The organism is Shewanella jiangmenensis (assembly GCF_018596335.1).
GTDB lineage: Bacteria > Pseudomonadota > Gammaproteobacteria > Enterobacterales > Shewanellaceae > Shewanella > Shewanella jiangmenensis.
Window position 1 is genome coordinate 592,025 of the sequence record NZ_JAHEPS010000002.1, and the last position, 19,648, is coordinate 611,672.

Annotated in this window: 15 protein-coding genes; 6 read left to right on the top strand and 9 right to left on the bottom strand. The window is 55.6% G+C overall.

Annotated features, from left to right (window positions below):
* Positions 1–77: 77 nt before the first annotated feature.
* Positions 78–1,274 (top strand): tyrosine--tRNA ligase, encoded by a 1,197-nt coding sequence (gene tyrS / locus KJI95_RS08035; RefSeq protein WP_214506656.1) that lies wholly within the window; start codon positions 78–80, stop codon positions 1,272–1,274.
* Positions 1,275–1,363: 89 nt separating this feature from the next.
* Here tyrS and KJI95_RS08040 read toward each other — a convergent pair whose 3' ends face one another.
* The 7 genes from KJI95_RS08040 to gltB form a co-directional block, all read right to left on the bottom strand.
* Positions 1,364–1,774, bottom strand: coding sequence for a nuclear transport factor 2 family protein (locus KJI95_RS08040; protein WP_214506827.1), 411 nt, complete (start codon positions 1,772–1,774; stop codon positions 1,364–1,366).
* Between the two features lie 63 nt (positions 1,775–1,837).
* Positions 1,838–2,461 (bottom strand): trimeric intracellular cation channel family protein, encoded by a 624-nt coding sequence (locus KJI95_RS08045; protein ID WP_214506657.1) that lies wholly within the window; start codon positions 2,459–2,461, stop codon positions 1,838–1,840.
* Entirely contained in the window at positions 2,458–2,835 is a 378-nt protein-coding gene (locus KJI95_RS08050) for a DUF2721 domain-containing protein (RefSeq protein ID WP_214506828.1), read from the bottom strand. The genes KJI95_RS08045 and KJI95_RS08050 overlap by 4 nt, the downstream gene beginning before the upstream one ends.
* A gap of 92 nt (positions 2,836–2,927) precedes the next feature.
* A complete protein-coding gene (locus KJI95_RS08055) occupies positions 2,928–3,914 on the bottom strand; it encodes a cobalamin biosynthesis protein CobD/CbiB (protein ID WP_432653792.1) in 987 nt (328 codons plus the stop codon).
* Positions 3,915–3,916: 2 nt separating this feature from the next.
* Positions 3,917–4,609, bottom strand: a complete 693-nt coding sequence (gene mtnN, locus KJI95_RS08060; protein WP_214506659.1) for a 5'-methylthioadenosine/S-adenosylhomocysteine nucleosidase — start codon at positions 4,607–4,609, stop codon at positions 3,917–3,919.
* Positions 4,610–5,017: 408 nt separating this feature from the next.
* The gene (locus KJI95_RS08065) at positions 5,018–6,436 is read right to left on the bottom strand and encodes an FAD-dependent oxidoreductase (protein WP_214506660.1); all 1,419 of its coding nucleotides are present in this window, start codon (positions 6,434–6,436) and stop codon (positions 5,018–5,020) included.
* 7 nt (positions 6,437–6,443) lie between these two features.
* Positions 6,444–10,892 (bottom strand): glutamate synthase large subunit, encoded by a 4,449-nt coding sequence (gene gltB / locus KJI95_RS08070; RefSeq protein WP_214506661.1) that lies wholly within the window; start codon positions 10,890–10,892, stop codon positions 6,444–6,446.
* Between the two features lie 558 nt (positions 10,893–11,450).
* Here gltB and mnmL point away from each other — a divergent pair.
* The 3 genes from mnmL (at position 11,451) to oxyR (ending at position 14,177) form a co-directional block, all read left to right on the top strand.
* Complete coding sequence (gene mnmL / locus KJI95_RS08075) at positions 11,451–12,380, top strand: tRNA modification radical SAM protein MnmL/YtqA (RefSeq protein ID WP_214506829.1); 930 nt, start codon at positions 11,451–11,453, stop codon at positions 12,378–12,380.
* 165 nt (positions 12,381–12,545) lie between these two features.
* A complete protein-coding gene (locus tag KJI95_RS08080; RefSeq protein WP_214506662.1) occupies positions 12,546–12,911 on the top strand; it encodes an Hpt domain-containing protein in 366 nt (121 codons plus the stop codon).
* A 360-nt stretch (positions 12,912–13,271) separates the two neighbouring features.
* Positions 13,272–14,177 (top strand): hydrogen peroxide-inducible genes transcriptional activator OxyR, encoded by a 906-nt coding sequence (gene oxyR / locus KJI95_RS08085; RefSeq protein ID WP_214506663.1) that lies wholly within the window; start codon positions 13,272–13,274, stop codon positions 14,175–14,177.
* Between the two features lie 35 nt (positions 14,178–14,212).
* Here the strand turns inward: oxyR and KJI95_RS08090 are convergent, their stop codons facing one another.
* The gene (locus tag KJI95_RS08090; RefSeq protein ID WP_214506664.1) at positions 14,213–15,289 is read right to left on the bottom strand and encodes an adenylate/guanylate cyclase domain-containing protein; all 1,077 of its coding nucleotides are present in this window, start codon (positions 15,287–15,289) and stop codon (positions 14,213–14,215) included.
* A gap of 130 nt (positions 15,290–15,419) precedes the next feature.
* Entirely contained in the window at positions 15,420–16,094 is a 675-nt protein-coding gene (mutH, locus tag KJI95_RS08095) for a DNA mismatch repair endonuclease MutH (protein WP_214506665.1), read from the bottom strand.
* Between the two features lie 693 nt (positions 16,095–16,787).
* Between mutH and rppH the strand changes: the two genes are divergently transcribed.
* Positions 16,788–17,315, top strand: coding sequence for an RNA pyrophosphohydrolase (gene rppH, locus KJI95_RS08100; protein ID WP_214506666.1), 528 nt, complete (start codon positions 16,788–16,790; stop codon positions 17,313–17,315).
* 31 nt (positions 17,316–17,346) lie between these two features.
* A complete protein-coding gene (gene ptsP / locus KJI95_RS08105) occupies positions 17,347–19,581 on the top strand; it encodes a phosphoenolpyruvate--protein phosphotransferase (protein WP_214506667.1) in 2,235 nt (744 codons plus the stop codon).
* The last annotated feature ends 67 nt before the right edge of the window (positions 19,582–19,648 follow it).

The window sequence follows — 19,648 nt, forward strand, 5'->3', positions numbered from 1 at the left end:
GCTTTCATTTGCACAGGCTAACAAGTAACATAGCTCTCTTTGATTGATAACGGCTAGCGAAAGGGGTAGTTGCCAACATGGCTGATTTGGATCAGGTTTTAGCGGAAATTAAGCGGGGAACAGACGAGATTTTGCTTGAGGCGGATCTGGTTGAAAAACTGAAAGAAGGCCGTCCACTGCGCATCAAGCTGGGTGCCGATCCGACTGCACCTGACATTCACCTTGGTCACACCGTTATTCTGAACAAACTGCGCCTGTTTCAGGATCTGGGCCATGAAGTTATCTTCCTTATCGGTGACTTTACCGGCATGGTCGGCGATCCAAGTGGCAAAAACAGTACCCGTCCGCCACTGACCCGCGAGCAGGTGCTGGCCAACGCCGAAACCTACAAAGAGCAGGTTTACAAAATTCTCGATCCGGCCAAGACCCGTATCGAATTCAACTCAAGCTGGCTTGAACAGCTCGGCGCTGCCGGAATGATCCGTCTGGCCTCGCACCAGACTGTGGCGCGCATGCTTGAGCGTGACGATTTCAAAAAACGCTACAGCGGCGGCCAGCCGATTGCTATTCACGAGTTTATGTACCCGCTGCTGCAGGGCTGGGACTCGGTGGCGCTTAAGGCCGACGTTGAGCTTGGCGGTACCGATCAGAAGTTCAACCTGCTGATGGGCCGTGAGCTGCAAAAGGCCGAAGGCCAGAAGCCACAGACAGTTATCATGATGCCGCTGCTCGAAGGTCTGGACGGCGTGAAGAAGATGTCCAAATCCGCCCACAACTACATTGGTGTGAGCGAAGCGCCGGACGAAATGTTCGGTAAAATCATGTCGATTTCAGACGAGCTGATGTGGCGCTACTTCGAGCTGCTGTCGTTCCGTCCGCTGACCGAAATCGAGCAGTTCAAAGCCGATGTGGCAAATGGTGCCAACCCGCGCGACATCAAGATTGCGCTGGCGAAGGAAATCATTGCCCGTTTCCACGATGAAGAGTCGGCGCAAAAAGCGCATCAGAACTTTATCGACCGTTTCCAGAAGGGCGCCATGCCCGATGACATTCCTGAAGTGACCCTGGAAGCCGGTGAAGGCGTGGCGGTTGCCAATCTGCTCAAAGACGCGGGTCTGGTGGATTCGACCTCTGAAGCGCTGCGGATGATCAAACAGGGCGCGGTGAAGATGGACGGCGACAAGCTGGATGATGCCAAGGCGGTATTCACCCAGGGCCACAGCGCCATCTTCCAGGTGGGTAAGCGCAAGTTTGCCAAGGTGACTTTGATCTAAACTGCCTGAGCTGATAAGCCTGAGCTGAATCTAAATTAAGTAAAACAAGAGGGCGCCTTGCGGGCGCCCTCTTTGTTTATAGCCATTGCTTATTGCATCGACAGTTGATCCGACAACGTCTGATAGTCCACCAAATCGATATGCTCGGTCACCCTGTGATTACGCATATCCAGCTTCAGTGTGGTGACGGCAGGCACCGCCACCTCAATGATTTTCCCCGGCTTGCCAAATTGCTCACCCGGCCCCTTGAGCCGATAGTTGCCAATCATCACCACCAGTGAGCCCGAGTTATACATGTGCTCGATATTGAACTGGTATTCCAGCACTCCTTCGTGGGCCCGCTCAAAAAACTCGATGATAAAGCGCCCGCCCTTGTATTTACGCCCGGCGGTGCGGTCCTGAAACACGCTGTCGCGGTTGTAAAAGGTTTCCAGCGTTTGATAATCGTGGCTGGTGAGGGCGTTGATATAGTCTACTGCCATCTGCTGCTCTTTGGGCATCTCGCTTTGAGCGAACACCCCGGCAGTCAGCAGATACAGCAGTAATACTATTTTTCGCAACTGTTACTCTCTCTTGGTTTTCAAATCAAAGGCTGGCAACGACAAGTGCCAGCGAATGGCCGCAAGCCTAAGCACCAACGCACTCAGCATCGACAGCCACATGGCCGTTTTGCTGTCCATGCCGAGCTTGAGGCTGACCGTATAGGCAATACCACCGAGGATAGAGGCAGTGGCGTAGATTTCGGTACGCAGCACCATAGGAATTTGGCGACAAAGCACATCTCGGATAATGCCGCCACCCACCCCGGTAATCAAGCCCATGATAACGGCGGACATACCGTTAAGCCCAAGGCTTAAGGCTTTTTGCGCGCCAATCACGGTAAAAAGGGCAAGCCCCAGCGCATCGGCAATCGGCAGGGTGTACTGCGGCACCTTGCGCGGGCGGCGGATAAAAATCAGGGTAAAGAGTACGGTAGCGAGGATCACTATCATGTAGTTGGGATCCCTAAGCCAGAACACAGGCGTCGCGCCTATGATGGCGTCGCGCATGGTGCCGCCGCCGACTGCAGTCACGGCCGCAAGCACGGTTACGCCGAAGGGGTCCATCCGGTGGCGACCGGCCGCCAGTGCGCCTGTCAGCGCAAATACGGCGGTGCCGCACAGGTCAAAAAAGTAAATCCAGCTCATTTGCTCATCTCTTTCAGGTGGATATTGAGCGCATCCACCGAGATGCGGATTTCAATCACCGACAAAATCAGTGAATAGAGGAGCAGCAGTAAACTGGCGCCGAAAATCAGCGAGCCGGTTTTGTTCATGCCGATATAGATAAAAATCATACACAGTACACACAGGGCGAAGCTCAGCACTCCGGCTTCCTGCATGCGCCGGATGATGACGATGCGCTTCTTCAGGTTATCAATCTGATCCCGGTGCACCGGCTTGTCGCCCCCCGAGAGGGTGCGGATAAGCGCCGCCAGTGAAAAGAAGCGGTTGGTGTAGGCCAGCAGCAACAACGAGATAGCCGGAAACAGCAGTGCCGGCGTCGTCAATGAGATGTGCAATTGTTCAAACAAGATGAGTGTCCATTAAGGGAATGAAACCGGTGTGCGCGCCAGTTTGCGCGGCCGTTCATTATAGTGCCTGGCTTGTTAAATTACAGCGTCTGCAGGTAGCGCAGCACTGTCCAGGCGATGGGCATGAACACTAAAAAGGCAAACCAGGTAAAACAGGCGCGATTGGCGAGTTTTATCGCCAAGGGAATATGCCTTGCATCGGGCAGCGGCCCGGTGCCGACCTTATCGATAACCACCCGCTCGCCCTGAAATTTCTGCGCGCCGCCAAGCTCGATGTGAAGAATGGCCGCGGTGACTGAAGCTGCCCGCATCGCATTGCCAAGCGGGTGCCAGCGCCTGTGGCTGATAAGCGCTTTAAAGCCCGCAGGGCCACCCTGAATGGCGAGGCTTAGGCTCCAAAGCCATGCAGGCAGATACTGCAGCAGCGACACCAGCCGATTGATAGGCGCACAAAACGCCTGATAGCGGGGCAAGATGGGCGGCCACACCAGCTCAAGCTGCTTGAGCATGCGCACCAAAAGCACCAGCGGCGCACCGGCTATGGCGAAGAAAAACACCGTGCTGGCGGTGCCGTAAATGGGTGACGTGACCAGCTTTTCGATGGTGGCTTTGGCGATGCCAACTTCCGACAGCTCGGTCGTGTCGCGGCTGACATATTGCCCAAGCAGCTTCTTTGCCTGCTCCTTGTTGCCGTGGGAGGCAAAGCGGTGCACTTCATCGGCCACCTGGGCAAAGCTTGCGTCTGATAAGCACAGGTAAAGAATGATAAATTCGAAAAACCACGGAAAGGCGGCAAGCTGCAGTAAAAACACCACAATCAGCCAGAAGGGCAAAATCAGCAAGAGTGCCGATAACAGCCCGGCAGTCATTTGCTGGCGACGGCCGCGCTCGGGATGATTGACCTTGCGGCCAAGCTCCCGCGCCAGCACCCCAAACCATACCATGGGCTGCATGTCGCGGGGCAGGGGAGCCAGTCTTGCCAGCGGCAGCGCGCACAGCAGGATAAGGAACCCTTCAAACAGGGCCCCATCGAGCGCGACGAGCTTGCCGACAAACTGGCTCTCCAGCATCAGAGTGCCTCAATAAGCGCCATGACCATCAGCGCCGAGTGGTGTCCGGCTTTCACCAGATACTCACCGAAGTCGACCGGGCTGTCGTTGTTGGCGTTATCGGACAGGGAGCGGATCACCACAAAGGCGGTACCAAACTGGTGGCACACCTGGGCGATGGCCGCGCCTTCCATTTCACAGGCGGCCATGGTGGGGAAGTCGGCGCGCATTCTGGCGGTGCGAACCGGATCGCAGATAAAGCTGTCGCCGGTGCAGATAAGGCCTTCGATGGTTTTCACTTCACCGAGCTTGGCCACCGCAGCCTTGGCGGCAGTGATAAGCGCTGGATGGCTTTTGAACGCGGCAGGCTGCTGCGCCATCTGGCCGATTTCATAGCCAAAGGCGGTCACATCCACGTCGTGGTAGCGCACTTCGTTGCCAATCACCACATCGCCTATGGTCAGGCTGTCGACAAAGCCACCGGCCGAACCTGTGTTAATCACATAATCCGGAGCAAATTTATCGATAAGCAGGGTAGTGGCAAGCGCCGCCGCCACTTTGCCGATACCGGAGCGGGTCACTATGACCTGTTTGCCGTGCAATTCGCCTTCGGTGAATTCAATGCCGGCTATCTTGCTGGTACGGGCACCCGACAGGGAGGAAATAAGATGGGCAACTTCCGGCTCCATGGCGCCGATAATACCAATTTTCATAAACTTGCCTTTGAACTGAACTAAGAATAGCGCTCAATATAGCACAGTCGGATGAGGGAAGGTGCGAATAAGTCCCGTGCTTGCTCTGCGTGTGCTTACAGTGGATAGATGCAAGGCACAGTTCGCAGCGAATGGCCCTAGTCCTTCGCAAGAACTGTAACGCGGCAGATACCGCTGTAAGCCACGCCCTGCGGGGCTTTGATAGCAACCCCATTTCGTCGTTATTCAACTTCAGCAGGCCTCGGCATGCCTTCAGCTGAATGCCTTGAACTGTCGTCGCTATCAAAGCCAGAGCTGTGCGACGACTTGTTCGCACCTTCCTTAGGGGCATACAGGCTCAAAAAAAAGCGCATCCTCGGCCAAAGCCTTGGATGCGCAAGACACAAGCAACTGGGTTGAAACCTGGCGTCAGGCGCCGGCAGTTTCCAAAAAGTTCAGAATGCCCTGGGCCGCTTCACGGCCTTCGGCGATGGCGGTCACCACCAGATCTGAGCCGCGCACCATGTCGCCGCCCGCAAACACCTTGGCATTGCTGGTCTGGAACGGGTTGTCGGCAAGTTTGGGCGCCTTTACCCGGCCCTTGGCATCAAGCTCAATGCCAAAGTCGGCAAACCAAGGGGCTGGGCTTGGCTGAAAACCAAAGGCGATGATGATGGCATCGGCCTCGAGCAGTTGCTCGCTGCCGGGGATGGCTTCGGCCGCTTGTCTGCCGTTGGCATCGGCGGCGCCCATGCGGGTCTCGATGCACTCAATGCCCACCACCTTGCCGCCTTCGGTCTTGATGGCCACTGGCTGGCGGTTAAAGAGGAAGTTAACCCCTTCTTCGCGTGCGTTTTGCACCTCGCGGCGCGAGCCCGGCATGTTGGCCTCATCGCGGCGATAGGCGCAGGTCACCTCACTCGCGCCCTGACGCACTGCGGTGCGCACGCAGTCCATCGCGGTATCACCGCCGCCAAGCACCACCACCTTTTTACCGGCGAGGTTGATATAAGGGTTGTGCTCGCTTTGCTGGCCAAGCAATTCCATGGTGTTGCCAATCAGATATGGCAGCGCCTGCAATACGCCCTCGGCGTTTTCACCGGGCAGACCCGCCTGCATGGCGCTGTAGGTACCCATGCCAAGGAACACGGCGTCGTAGTCTTTAAGCAGATCGGCAAAGGCGATGTCCTTACCGACAGTGACCCCGAGGCGAAACTCGATGCCCATGCCTTCCATCACCCGGCGGCGGGTTTCCATCACGGATTTATCCAGCTTGAACGAGGGAATGCCGTAGGTCAGCAGGCCGCCGATTTGCGGATACTTGTCGAACACCACCGCCTTGATGCCGTTGCGGGCAAGGATGTCGGCGCAGCCAAGACCGGCAGGGCCGGCGCCAACGATGGCGACCCGCTCTTTGCGCGGCGTGACTTTGCTCATGTCCGGACGCCAGCCCTGGGCGATGGCGGTGTCGGTGATGTACTTCTCGACGTTGCCTATGGTTACGGCGCCAAAGTCGTCATTCAAGGTACAGGCGCCTTCGCAGAGGCGATCCTGCGGGCACACCCGGCCGCAAATTTCCGGCAGGGTATTGGTTTCGTGCACCAGATCCGCCGCTTCCATGATCCGGCCCTGCTTGGCAAGCTTGAGCCAGTTGGGAATGTAGTTGTGCAGCGGGCACTTCCATTCGCAGTACGGGTTGCCGCAGTCGAGGCAACGGTCGGCCTGCTCATTCACCTGTGGCTGGGTAAATGGCTGATAGATTTCGATAAACTGCGTGGCACGCAGTTTTATCGGTTGCTTGGCCGGATCTTTGCGGCCAACTTCAATAAACTGAAAGTCGTTACTCATGATGCGATTACCCCGCCTTTACTGCCAGTTCAGGGCTTTGCTGCTCGTTTTTGAGCAGATCGGCCACCGCCACATTCTTCGGCTTGACCAGCACAAAGCAGTCGAGCCAGTTATCAAAGTCACTCAAAATCGCCCTGGCGTGTTCGCTGCCGGTTTCCTTGACGTGTTCCTCAATCAGGCCACGCAGGTGCTTTTGATGGATGACTGAATCCACCTTGTGGGTGTCGACCATCTCGGTGTTAACCCGGCGGCCAAAGCGGCGGAACTGGTCAAACACGTAGGCAAAGCCGCCTGTCATACCGGCACCGAAGTTAACCCCGGTCTTGCCGAGTACCACCACTATGCCGCCGGTCATGTATTCGCAGCCGTTGTCGCCAAGGCCCTCGATGACCGCGATGGCGCCTGAGTTACGTACCCCGAAACGCTCGCCGGCCTGACCCGCGGCGAAGAACTTGCCGCCGGTGGCACCATACAGACAGGTGTTGCCGACAATGGCGGTGCGCTCACTCTGGAACGCGCTGCCAAGGGGCGGATAAATCGACAGTTTTCCGCCTGACATGCCCTTGCCGACATAGTCGTTGGCATCGCCGCACAGGCTCATTTCAAGGCCCGGCGCGTTCCACACGCCAAAGCTTTGTCCGGCGGTGCCGCTGAAGGACAGGCTGACCTTGCCCTTGGCGCCGCCAAGGCCACAGGTCTTGGCGATATGACCGCTGAGCGCTGCGCCCACCGAACGGTCGGTGTTGGCAATACGATACGCAGCGCTGAAGTCTTCACCCTTGGCGATGGCATCACCGGCATCGGCCAGGAGGCGCTGGTTCAGCAGTCCCTTGTCGGTGGGCGGGTTGATTTCCTGCCAGGTGCGGGACGAGCCTTTGGCCACGGTTGGCTGATACAGAATGGGCGACAGGTCCAGGCCGTGCTGCTTCTCGGTTTCGCCTTCGAGGGCATAGAGCCATGAAGTTTGACCAACCAAGTCTTCAAACTGGCTCACGCCGAGTTTGGCCATCCATTCGCGCACTTCTTCGGCCACGAATTCGAAGTAGGTCATCACCCGCTCCGGTAAGCCGTGGAAGTGGTTGTCTCGCAGGTTTTTATCCTGAGTGGCAACCCCGGTGGCGCAGTTGTTGAGGTGGCAAATACGCAGGTACTTACAGCCAAGGGCAATCATGGGCACGGTACCGAAGCCGAAGCTCTCGGCCCCAAGCAATGCGGCTTTAATCACGTCGGTGCCGGTTTTCAGGCCGCCATCCACCTGCAGGCGGATTTTGTGGCGCAGGCCATTTTCCACCAGCGATTGATGCACCTCGGCAAGGCCAAGCTCCCAGGGAGAGCCTGCGTACTTCACCGATGTCAGCGGGCTTGCGCCTGTGCCGCCATCGTAGCCGGACACGGTTATCATGTCGGCGTAGGCCTTGGCCACGCCGGTGGCTATGGTGCCAATGCCTGGCTCAGACACCAGTTTCACGCTCACCAGCGCCTTCGGGTTGATTTGTTTCAAATCGAAAATCAGCTGCGCCAAATCTTCAATCGAGTAGATATCGTGGTGCGGCGGCGGTGAAATCAGGGTGACACCGGGGCGGGCGTAACGCAGACCGGCAATCTCAACGCTGACCTTATGGCCGGGCAGCTGTCCGCCTTCACCTGGCTTGGCGCCCTGGGCGACTTTTATCTGCAGCACATCGGCATTCACCAGATAGTGGGCGGTAACTCCAAAGCGGCCGGAGGCAATTTGCTTGATGGCCGAGTTGCGCTCGGTGCCGAAGCGGCGTGGATCTTCACCGCCTTCACCTGAGTTGGAGCGGCCGCCGAGGCGGTTCATGGCAATCGCCAGCGCCTCGTGGGCCTCTGGGCTCAGTGCGCCGATACTCATGGCGGCGCTGTCGAAGCGCGGATAAAGCCCCTTGGCGTCTTCAACGCTTGCAAGCTCCACCGGCTTAAGTGCGCCGCGAATGCCAATGAGATCGCGCAGCATGGCTACCGGACGCTCGTCCACCAGTTTGGTGAATTCCTTGTACTTGCCATAGTCGCGGCCGTGCAGGGAGGCCTGCAGGGTGTTGACCACATCCGGGTTGAAGGCGTGGTATTCGCCGCCTTCAACATATTTGAGCAATCCGCCCTGTGGCAGCGGCACATGGGGGCGAAACGCCGCCTGATGCAGCTTGGCCTGATCTTTGGCGAGATGGGCAAAGTTCACCCCTTCGATACGGCTCACCACGCCCTTGAAGCACAGCTCAATCACTTCGCTGGCAATACCGATGGCTTCAAACTGCTGGCTGCAGCGATAAGAGGCCACGGTACTGATGCCCATCTTGGACATGATTTTGCGCAGACCTTTTTCGATGCCGTAACGGAAGTTCAGCATCAGGGCGACCATGTCGTCGGCGTTGTTGCGCTTAGCAAGCTCGGCGATGGACTCGTACACCAGATAGGGGTAAATGGCGGTGGCGCCAAAGCCCAGCAGCACCGCAAAATGGTGCGGATCACGGGCCGAAGCGGTCTCTACTATGATGTTGGTGTCGCAGCGCAGGCTCTTGGCAACCAGCATCTGCTGCACCGCGCCCACGGCCATGGCCGCCGGAATAACCTGACGGTTTTTGGCTACGGCCCGGTCGGACAGTACCAGCAAAGTGGTGCCGGTGCGGGCAAGGCGCTCGGCATCGTCGGTGATGCGGCGAATGGCGCCTTCGAGGCCCTCGGCCGGATCGTAATTCAAATCGACAATGTTGGCGCGATAGTAAGCTTTATCGAGCGACATCAACTGATTGAAGTCGGAGTAAAGCAAAATCGGCGAGTTGAACATCACCCGGTACGCATGGCCGGTGGTTTCGTTAAACAGGTTTTGCTCGCGGCCAACGCAGGTTGCCAGCGACATCACGTGCTTTTCGCGCAGCGGGTCGATGGGCGGGTTGGTGACCTGGGCAAATTTCTGCCGGAAATAGTCAAACAGCGAGCGGCTCTTTTGCGACAGCACCGCCATTGGGGTGTCATCGCCCATGGAGCCCACGGCTTCTTCGCCCTGGGTCGCCAGCACCCAAATTACCTGCTCGAGCTCTTCACGGGTATAGCCAAACAGTTTCTGGTATTGCAGCAGGGTATCGCGGCTAAATTCGCTGGCGCCATGCTGCTCGCCGGTCATCTCTTCGGCAGGTTTCAGGGTGCGACTGTTTTTGGTCATCCACTCCTTGTAGGGGTGGCGGCGCTTGAGGTCGTTATCAATCTCAAATGACTGATACAGACGGCCGTTAAGGGTATCCAGCACCAGGAGTTCACCGGGGCCAACGCGGCCTTTTTCCACCACTTCGTCGGGCTGATAGTCCCAAATGCCCACTTCGGAGGCGAGGGTCAGAATACGGTCTTTGGTGATGACATAACGGGACGGACGCAGGCCGTTACGATCCACCGCGCAGGCGGCGTGGCGGCCGTTGGTCATTACAATACCGGCCGGGCCATCCCAGGGTTCCATGTGCATGGAGTTGAAGTCGTAGAAGGCTTTCAGCTCTTCGTCCATCTCGGGGTTACTCTGCCATGCGGGCGGGATCAGCAGACGCATGGCGCGGTACAAGTCCATACCGCCGGAGAGCAGCATTTCCAGCATGTTATCGAGGGAGGAGGAGTCGGAGCCGGTTTCGTTTACAAAGGGGGCGGCCTGCTGCAGGTCAGGCAGCAGCGGCGAGTTGAACTTGTAAGCACGGGCACGGGCCCACTGGCGGTTACCTGTGATGGTGTTGATTTCGCCGTTGTGTGCAAGGAAGCGAAACGGCTGTGCCAGCGGCCACTTTGGCGAAGTGTTGGTTGAAAAGCGCTGGTGGAACAGGCAGATAGCGCTTTCAAGGCGAATGTCGGCCAAGTCAGGATAGAAGGCAGGCAGGTCGGCCGGCATCATCAGGCCTTTATACACAATCACCTGACCGGACAGACTCGCCACATAAAAATCCGGGTCATTGCTGATTTGCTGCTCGAGGCGACGACGGGCCATATACAGGCGTCGCTCCAAATCTTTTTCACGCCAGCCGATAGGGGCGTTAATCAATACCTGCACTATGCGCGGCAGGCTTGCCTTACCGATTTCGCCGAGCACATCGGGATTGACCGGCACTTCGCGCCAGCCGGCAATGCTCAGGGTTTCGCGCTCAAGCTCGCGTTCCAGCAAAACCCGGGCGGCGGCGACCTTGTCGTCGTCCTGGCTTAAAAAGAACATGCCCACGGCAAACTTGCGCGACAGGTGCCAATCGTTTTCGGCGGCAATGGCCTCGAAAAACTTAACTGGCAGTTGCATGAGCAGACCACAACCGTCACCTGTGCGGCCATCTGCGGCGATGCCACCACGGTGTTTCATGCGATCCAGTCCCGCAATAGCGGTGCGCACAATGCGGTGGCTGGCCTCGCCATCCATCTGGGCTATCAGACCAAATCCACAATTGTCCCGCTCAAAACTGGGATGATACAAGCTCATACAAATCCCCCACCAAAAAACCTCTGACTGATACTGCTCGGGGAATCACGCAAAAAATAATGATAGATATGCACCCGAACTTCTCAAACTATCCTGAGACTTTACAAAGGTCAAACCTAAAGATTGCATAAAATGTGGGTAAAAAGTCACGTTTCATACAGTTTTGATAATTGCTTTACGTTAACGTCAACTGTGAAAGTGTCGCTATAACATTATGAATTATAGTAATTTTAATTTTTTAGCACTTTTGTGTTCACCAAAATGTAACAGGTTGGGGTATTGTTTCTGCAATAGAAATAGTGAGTTTTTTTGCAGACACAGTGAAGAAAATGCAATTTTTGGCGATTTGATTAACTATTCACAAATTGTGAGTGGAATCTGTTTTGTTTAATGCGTGGGTGTGAGCGGGATCCCAGACTGTGCCAACCCCACCATAGTTTGACCTGGATCCACAGCCACAGTGGCCGTTGGCGCTAAAATTGGCACCGGATTTTTAACCGAGGAGCCGTTTTGAGCCACGTTTTGAGCGAAATTCTCAAGCCCGCCGCCAGCCTTGATATGCTGGTAAACACCTTTGGCAACGATTGCCGCCGCCGTTTTGGCAGGCGGGTAAAAAAGCTGACGCTGGATGCCAGTTTTACCTGTCCCAACCGCGACGGCACCCTTGGTAAAGGTGGCTGCAGTTTCTGTCATGTGCCGTCTTTCAATAACGATGGCAAAGATGAGGCCAGCATCGCCGCACAGCTCAAACGGCAGATGACCGGTGCTGAAGATGAGTTGTATTTCATTTATTTTCAGGCCTATACCAGCACCTATGATGAAGTGGCTGTGCTTAAGCGCCGCTACGATGAGGCGCTCGCCATGGGGCAGGTGGCCGGGCTGTTTGTTGGTACCCGCCCGGACTGTGTGCCCGATGAGGTGCTGGATTTGCTGGCCTCGTATCAAAGGCCTGGTCTTGAGGTCTGGCTGGACCTTGGGCTGCAAACGGCGCGGGATGAAACGCTCAGGCGCATCAATCGCGGCCATGATTTCCGTGCCTACGAGGATGCGGTGCTAAGGGCCAGAGCGCGCGGCATCAAGGTCTGTACCCACCTTATTCTGGGGCTGCCCGGTGAGACAGCGACGGATTTTGCGCAAAGCCATCGGCGGGTGCTGGCGCTTGGGGTCGATGGGCTTAAGTTGCATCCGCTGCATATAGTAGAAGGCAGCACCATGGCCAAACAGTGGCGCGCCGGCAGGCTTGAGACGATGAGCCTCGATGAGTATGTCAGCAGCGCAACCGCCCTTATTCAGGCTACCCCCGCCGAGGTGCTGTTTCATCGGGTGACCGCCCATGCCCGCGCGCCCTTGCTGCTTGCCCCCGATTGGTGTGGCCACAAGTGGCTCGCAATGACCGCCATCACCCAGGCGCTGGCACAATCAGGCGGGCAGGGAAGCCGCACCGACTCGCCCTATCTGTTTGAGTCTACGACAAAAGTCTATTTATAGCGTTTATCATACTGTTTGTGGTTAAAAAGTTGTAAAAATGAGGAATTATCCAGGGAATTCAAATGCGGTACGGTTGCGCCCTGATTTGGAGCGGGTATGATGTGCCTTAGTATTAGCGGTCATGCGCCGCTTGCATGATTTTCACTGACCAAAAAGGGGGCCTTGATGGCTATTGCCGAACTGGACTCAATTCTCGACTTAAACACGCTGGAGCAATATGTCAGCGCCATCGGGGCTGCAACCCTGCTTAAGAGTGTGGTGTTGTTTGAACAGCTGATGCCTGAGTACGTTGGTAATCTGGTAAAGGCGAAAGAGGCTGGTGACAAGGACACTCTGTGCTCGGAAGCGCACAAATTCAAGGGCGCGGCCGGCAGTGTTGGTCTCAAGCGTATCCAGCAGTATGCCCAGTTGCTGCAGCATGGCGGCGAAGCCGGTTGGGAAGAGGGTCATCAGGAATGGCTCAATATGATAGCCACTCACGCCTTTGATGATCTGGCCGCGCTGAAAGCGTTTTTGCAGGCAAAAGTTTAGTTTGCCTGCTCTGATCTAAAATACCGGATTTAAAAGATCGGATGTAAGAGTTCGGATTTAAAAGATCGGATGCAAACCGTGATTAAATCGCCCAGAACAATCCCAAAACAATAAAGCCCGCTTCTGCCCTGTGCAAAAGCGGGCTTTGTTATTTTGGGCGGCGGATTTTTGATTCAGGATCCGCAGCGGTTTTTACTGAATGCCCTCAATGGCGCGCAGTTGGGAAAGCGCAATGTGGGTTTGGCTTCGTGCTATAGCTGGAGATGGCTCACATAAGCTCATTGAGCTTGGTGCAACTGTCGGCAGCTGTGTTAAAGTAACTGGTAGTTTCTATTCATTGTCGTGGTGGTAATCGATAAAATGAAACACCTTCCCAGCCTTAAAAACCTGTATTATTTGGTAAATCTTCATCAGGAACAGAACTTTAACCGAGCGGCTAAGGTCTGTAACGTCAGTCAGTCCACGCTCTCAAGCGGGATCCAGAACCTCGAAGAGCAACTGGGGCACCAGTTGATTGAGCGGGATCATAAGTCATTTATGTTTACCGCTGTCGGTGAAGAGGTGGTCGGCCGCTGCCGTAAAATCCTGACTGACGTTGACGACTTGGTGGAGCTGGTGCGCAATCAGGGCGCGCCCATGACAGGTGAAATTCGCCTTGGCTGCATTCCGACCATAGCGCCATTTTTGTTAAGCCGTGTTGTAAGACACTGCCAGAAAAACTACCCCGAGCTGGTGCTTTTACTCAAAGAAGACACCACAGAGCGGCTGCTTGATGCGCTGGGTAAAGGTGAGCTGGATTTATTGCTGCTGGCGTTGCCGGTGGATACCAGCGGCTTTCACAGCATGAAAGTGGGCGTTGACCCATTCAAGATGGTAATGCATCAGGATTTGTCACACGACATCCACCAGCCGGTGGATTATCAGGCGCTGCCGGATGAAAGTATTTTCCTTTTGCAGTCAGAGCATTGTATTACCGGCCATGCCATCAGCGCCTGTCAGCTTGGCGATACCAACAAGATTAACCCGTTCGCCGCAACCAGTTTGCACACTTTGGTGCAGATGGTAGACAGTAAGCTCGGTACCACCTTTTTGCCGCAGATGGCGATTGACGCCGGCATTTTGAACGACACCGAACTTAAGGTAATTGACCCGCCGGGCAATGCCCCGTATCGCGACATCGGCCTGGTGTGGCGTCAAACCACGAGCCGTATCCGCACCTTCCGGACGCTGGGGCTGGAAATCGAAAAGTTGCTTAAGGGCAGCTGAGCTTCAGAGCAAGCAGGCGCAGCGCCTCGGCAGGTTTAACCGCCTTGCCTTGGCGTAACGCCATACACTTCAATGGAATGCTGTTTGCCTTTGAGTTTAACCGGACCCAGAGGCGAGAGCACATAATCGCTGTCATCATTTTCCAGCCGATTGGCGAGTGCGCCAGAGATAAGCATCCGCTGACCCAGTGGGTTGCACTGATCCTGCAGCCGGGCGAGGGTGTTCAGCACATCACTGAAGAAACTGATTTCCTGCTTTTGCACCCCAACCACAGCTGCCACCACCTGGCCGCAATGGGCCGCTGCCTTGAACTTGGGCACAAAACCGTAATGTTCCTCAAAGTACTGCCGTTGCCAGTTAAGCTGCTGGCTGAATTCCCAATAGATGTTCATACAGCGATCGCGTTTGATGCCTTCATGCAGCGGCCAGTGAATAAGCACCGCATCGCCCATGTAGCGGTAGATCTCGGCTTCGTTGCTGGCCACTGTGTCTGACAGCAGACTGAAGCTGTCCTGAATAAGGCGGCTGAAGCGGTAATCGCCTAAGGATTCGGCATGGGTGGTGCTGGCAACCATGTCCAGATACAAAAACAGCCGCTGCTCGTATCTGGGTTTGTGATACTTGCCAAGACCAATATTGAGCAGTACCCGCGGGCCAACCAGCAGCGCCATTTGCTCGATAAAGGCAAGACCTAAGCGCACCACCACCAGATACACAATCAACGCCTGAAACGATGGGCTGTACAACACGTGCACTGTGAGCATTTGCCGCAGGGTTGTCATGTGGTTTTCGATGGCCCACATGTTCAAAAACTGGGTCATATAGGCGAGGGTCGTTGCCCCAAGCAGCAAAAACAGCCCTTTAAACAGTACCGAGAATAAATAAGGCAGACGGTTAATGGCGCTGAAATCGGCAATCAGATTCGACATCCAGTGCAGGCTGCCAAAAATGATCCCCATGTAAACGGCAAGGGTCGCCAGATCGCCACTGCCCACCGCCCATTGTGGAAGATCCTGGGTTTGGGCATAGCGGAAGAAAACAAAGGCTGCCATGGCTATTGTCCATGCCAAAATGGCAAACAACAGCTTTTTTGCCTGACGACTTGCTCTCACTGCAGCTTCAATATCCGTAAAAAGAGGGATTACAACGAATGAGGTAGTGTATAGAAAACCCGTGCCTCATTACCAGCCCTAAGCGTGATCTGAATCAAGCGCCGCCAAGATATGGCGCCTGTGCTCACCGTCACAGCGCAAATGCACGGCGCAAAATGGCATGGGTGAAGGGGATTTTCAGGTAAAAGCCCCGTGGATTGGTAAGCCCTACACTGCCATCTTCCAAAATACACTCGGTTTTGGCTGCCGCATTGGCGGCTTTTGGTCGCAGCTGCAGCACTTCGCCGTGGCGAGCCGTGAGGCTGCTGACCTTACCCAGGGCGATAAACTCAAGGATTTCTTCCCAGTCCTGGCGAAGGAGCGCAAGCTCGGCTTCATCGGGCTGCCACAGGATTGGGCTGCCGATACGCCGCTGTGCCAGCGGAATATCGCGCTCGCCTTCCACCGGGATCCACAGTACCCGCTCAAGCTTATGTTTCACCAGGCTCTGCTGCCAGGTAAGTCCGCCGGTATCCATCAGCGGCGCCACGCACACATAGGTGGTCTCAAGCGGCTTACCGGTGCGATCGATGGGGATGGTTTTAAGCTCAACCCCCAGATGCAGAAAATCCTGCTCAGGTCGGGAGCCAGCGGTGGCGCCAAGCTCCTGCTCTATCAGTTGTCCTATCCAGCCTTTATCCCGCTTAAGGTCAGGCGGCACATCCCAGCCCAGGCCAAGAGCCAGCTGACCAAGGGATAACCCAGCCATGGCGCGGGCGCGGCTTAGCAATTCATCAAGGCTTTCGGGGGGGCTTGGATAGTTCATGGGCGCGAGTTTACGCCCTTTGGGGATAAGATCAATCCTGGTTGTTTTTTGTTCAGTCACGGTCGGTGGATAAATTTTTTGATAATTTATCTATTTAACGTGTTGATAATAATGATTTTTGTATGAGTACGATTTACAGTTTCGGCGGTTATGAAAAGTTACCCGCGTATTTCCCCGCGATTCCTCACAAATTTATCCACAGATTTGTGGGATAACTGAATAAATTTAGCCGCAATACCCCAGTATGGCAGGGGAGTCAACCGATAATTGGTGGAATTTTTTGGGGTTACAGGGGCAAAATCCACCGGGCTTGTGTATAAAACTGCGTGGAAATTAGACGCGGTTGGTGAGTAATTGATCTTGGTTTTTTTTTGTTCGATCTGAGCGGGAATCCTTTTCTGACAGTCTGGCATTAATTTAAATCCTTTTAAAACAAAGATTAGCTATCTGATCGTGTTTTTTGTGATCGATCCCGTTCTGCGGCATTATTGAGCATTTCCACCAGTTCCCTCGACTTGCCTACAGACATATCCACAGTTTTTGTGGATATCATCGGCTGATGCTTCCTTGGGCTGTTGATAATCATAAAAAGGGCTTAGATTTATCCAACGCTGAGGGGCAAATAGGGGTTTGCCGCCAGCTTGGGTTTGTGAAACAATCCTTTCATTACAATTTGGGTATTTTGGAGTCCATGTGATTGATAGCGACGGCTTTCGAGCAAATGTGGGCATCATCATCTGTAACGCCGAAGGGCAGGTTATGTGGGCCAGACGTTTTGGCCAGCATTCGTGGCAATTTCCACAGGGTGGGTTAGACGACGGCGAATCGGCAGAAGACGCCATGTACCGTGAGCTTTATGAAGAGGTTGGACTCAGGCCAGAGCATGTGCAAATCCTGACTTCAACCCGCTCATGGTTGCGTTATCGGTTGCCAAAACGCCTGGTGCGTCAGGACACCAAGCCTGTGTGTATCGGACAAAAACAAAAGTGGTTTTTGCTGATGCTCAAAGGCGGTGAAAATGCCATTAATCTCAATTCGTCCGGCCATCCTGAGTTTGATGACTGGCGTTGGGTAAGCTATTGGTATCCGGTGCGGCAGGTGGTGTCGTTCAAGCGGGACGTGTATCGCAAGGTGATGAAAGAATTTGCCCCGGTTGCGCTGGCGCTGCAGGCCCGTGAGCCGCTGCGCACCAGCAAGCGCAATAAAGGCAGAGACAGGTAACAACGCGCGCCAACATCGGGGGAGGACGGCGGTGCTTAATACACTCAGGGATATTACTCAATCGGTTGCGTCGGCCCATACCCTGGAGCTGGCGCTGGAATCCTTGGTTATTCAGACCAAATCGGCCATGGAAACCGATTGTTGCTCTGTGTATATCCTTGAGCAGCAACTGCTGGTGCTGTCCGCTACCGACGGTCTTGAAAAAAGTGCCGTCGGGCGGGTGCGCATGCCGATGAGTGAAGGCCTTGTTGGCCTGGTCGCCGAGCGCGAAGAAGCCATCAACCTTGCCGATGCGCACCTCCATCCCCGCTTTAAACTCTTTCCCGAAGCCAATGAAGATGAATATCGCGCCTTCCTTGCGGCGCCGATTATTTATCAAAAGCAACTCCTTGGCGTAATTGTGGTGCAGCAGGCCAAGGCCCGTCAGTTTAATGAAGGCGAAGAAGCTTTCCTGATGACCCTGGCCGCTCAGCTTGCCATGGCCATTCGCGGCCTTAAGCGGCGCGCCGAAGTTCATTCCGTCGATTCACAGGTGTTATTTCACGGCACCTGCGCCTCCAGCGGTGTGGCGATTGCCCATGCGCTGGTGATAGGCGGTGAAATTTCCCTGAGCCAGCCTGAAGTTACTGGCACCGATATCGATGCCGAAGCGCAGCGACTGCGTCAGGCCATTGGCCGCAGTCAGGATGCTCTGCTGGCATTGGCGCAGCGCTTCGAAGGCGATCAGGACGAAGAGCTCAGCTCGATATTCCTTGCGCTGCAAACCCTGCTCGACGATGAAAGCCTTGGCGGTGATTACCTTCGTGAGGTGCGCCTCGGCTGGAGCGCCGAATCGGCGGTGAGCCGGGTGTCGCTTCGGTATGTGGCTCAGTTTGAGGCCATGGACGATGCGTACCTTCGGGAGCGGGCGAGTGATATCCGCGACCTTGGCCAGCGGGTATTGCGCCAGCTGATTGAGCCCGGGCGGATGAATCTCGATCCAGACAAGCCGGTTATTCTGGTGACCCGTGAAGCCGACACCAGCATGCTGGCGGAGTTTCCGCGCCAGAAGCTTGCCGGTATTGTCACCGAACTTGGCGGGGTAAATGCCCACGCGGCAATTCTTGCACGCGCCCTCGGGGTGCCCGCCATGATAGGCGTGGAGCAGGTGCTGCAGGCCGAGCTTGATAAAAAGCTGCTTATTCTCAACGCTGGCCGCGGATTATTGATGGTATCGCCATCGCCGTCGGTGGTGGATGAGTACCGCAATCTTCTCAGCGCGCAAAAAGCCATGGCGCGCCAGTATGCCGAAGAGCTCAAGGAGCCTGCGCTGACGCTGGACGGCCATCGGATTCATTTGTATCTCAACGCCGGACTGATGAGCGGCGTAGCCACCGATATCGCCGAAGGCGCCGACGGCATTGGCCTGTACCGCACCGAAATCCCCTTTATGTTGCAGCAGCGCTTTCCCAGCGAGTCTGAGCAAATCAAGGTGTATCAGTCGGTGCTGCAGTCGGCCGAAGGCAAACCTGTGGTGATGCGCACCCTGGATGTGGGCGGCGATAAGCCGCTGCCGTATTTCCCGATTTCTGAAGAAAACCCCTTCCTTGGCTGGCGTGGCATTCGCTTGTCGCTGGACCATCCTGAGCTGTTTCTGGTGCAGCTGCGGGCCATGATGCAGGCCGCAGGCGACAGCGACAAACTTAAAATTCTGTTGCCCATGGTCAGCAGCATAGATGAGATAGACGAGGCGCTTTTGTACCTCGACCAGGCCTTCAACGAGCTTAAGGCCGATGTAAATCCCGCCCTTAAGCGGCCGCCGATTGGGGTGATGCTGGAAGTGCCGGCGCTGCTGTTTCAGCTCGATGAAGTGGCCAAGCGGGTCGATTTTGTCTCTGTGGGCAGTAACGACCTGACCCAGTATTTGCTGGCGGTGGACAGGAACAACCCCCGCGTCAGCGGTCTGTTTGATTCATTCCATCCTGGCATATTGCGGGCGCTGCGCCGTGCGCTCAAGGAATGCAGTGATTATCAGCTCGAGGTGAGCGTGTGCGGCGAGCTTGCCGGCGAGCCGATGGGCGCTCTGCTGCTGGTGGCCATGGGTTACACCCAGCTGTCGATGAACCAGGCGAGCCTTGCCAAAATCAACTACTTGCTCAGAAGGGTTGAGCGCAGGGAGCTTGAGCAGCTTCTGGATTTGGTGCTGCAAATGTCCAACGGTCAGGATGCCCGCGAGCTGGTGCGGGAGTTTTTAAGCAGCCGTGAGCTTGCGTCTATTCTTGGCTGATACCGGAAATCCGGAAAGAGTGTTTAACCCGCGAGCGGCCCTGATGTTAAACCGCGGGCCATCAGAA

Excerpts from the sequence above, each read along its gene's own strand:
- tyrS (WP_214506656.1), top strand. The coding sequence starts at position 78 with ATGGCTGATTTGGATCAGGTTTTAGCGGAAATTAAGCGGGGAACAGAC.
- KJI95_RS08040 (WP_214506827.1), bottom strand. The coding sequence starts at position 1,774 with ATGCCCAAAGAGCAGCAGATGGCAGTAGACTATATCAACGCCCTCACC.
- KJI95_RS08045 (WP_214506657.1), bottom strand. The coding sequence starts at position 2,461 with ATGAGCTGGATTTACTTTTTTGACCTGTGCGGCACCGCCGTATTTGCG.
- mtnN (WP_214506659.1), bottom strand. The coding sequence starts at position 4,609 with ATGAAAATTGGTATTATCGGCGCCATGGAGCCGGAAGTTGCCCATCTT.
- KJI95_RS08065 (WP_214506660.1), bottom strand. The coding sequence starts at position 6,436 with ATGAGTAACGACTTTCAGTTTATTGAAGTTGGCCGCAAAGATCCGGCC.
- gltB (WP_214506661.1), bottom strand. The coding sequence starts at position 10,892 with ATGAGCTTGTATCATCCCAGTTTTGAGCGGGACAATTGTGGATTTGGT.
- mnmL (WP_214506829.1), top strand. The coding sequence starts at position 11,451 with ATGCTGGTAAACACCTTTGGCAACGATTGCCGCCGCCGTTTTGGCAGG.
- KJI95_RS08080 (WP_214506662.1), top strand. The coding sequence starts at position 12,546 with ATGGCTATTGCCGAACTGGACTCAATTCTCGACTTAAACACGCTGGAG.
- oxyR (WP_214506663.1), top strand. The coding sequence starts at position 13,272 with ATGAAACACCTTCCCAGCCTTAAAAACCTGTATTATTTGGTAAATCTT.
- mutH (WP_214506665.1), bottom strand. The coding sequence starts at position 16,094 with ATGAACTATCCAAGCCCCCCCGAAAGCCTTGATGAATTGCTAAGCCGC.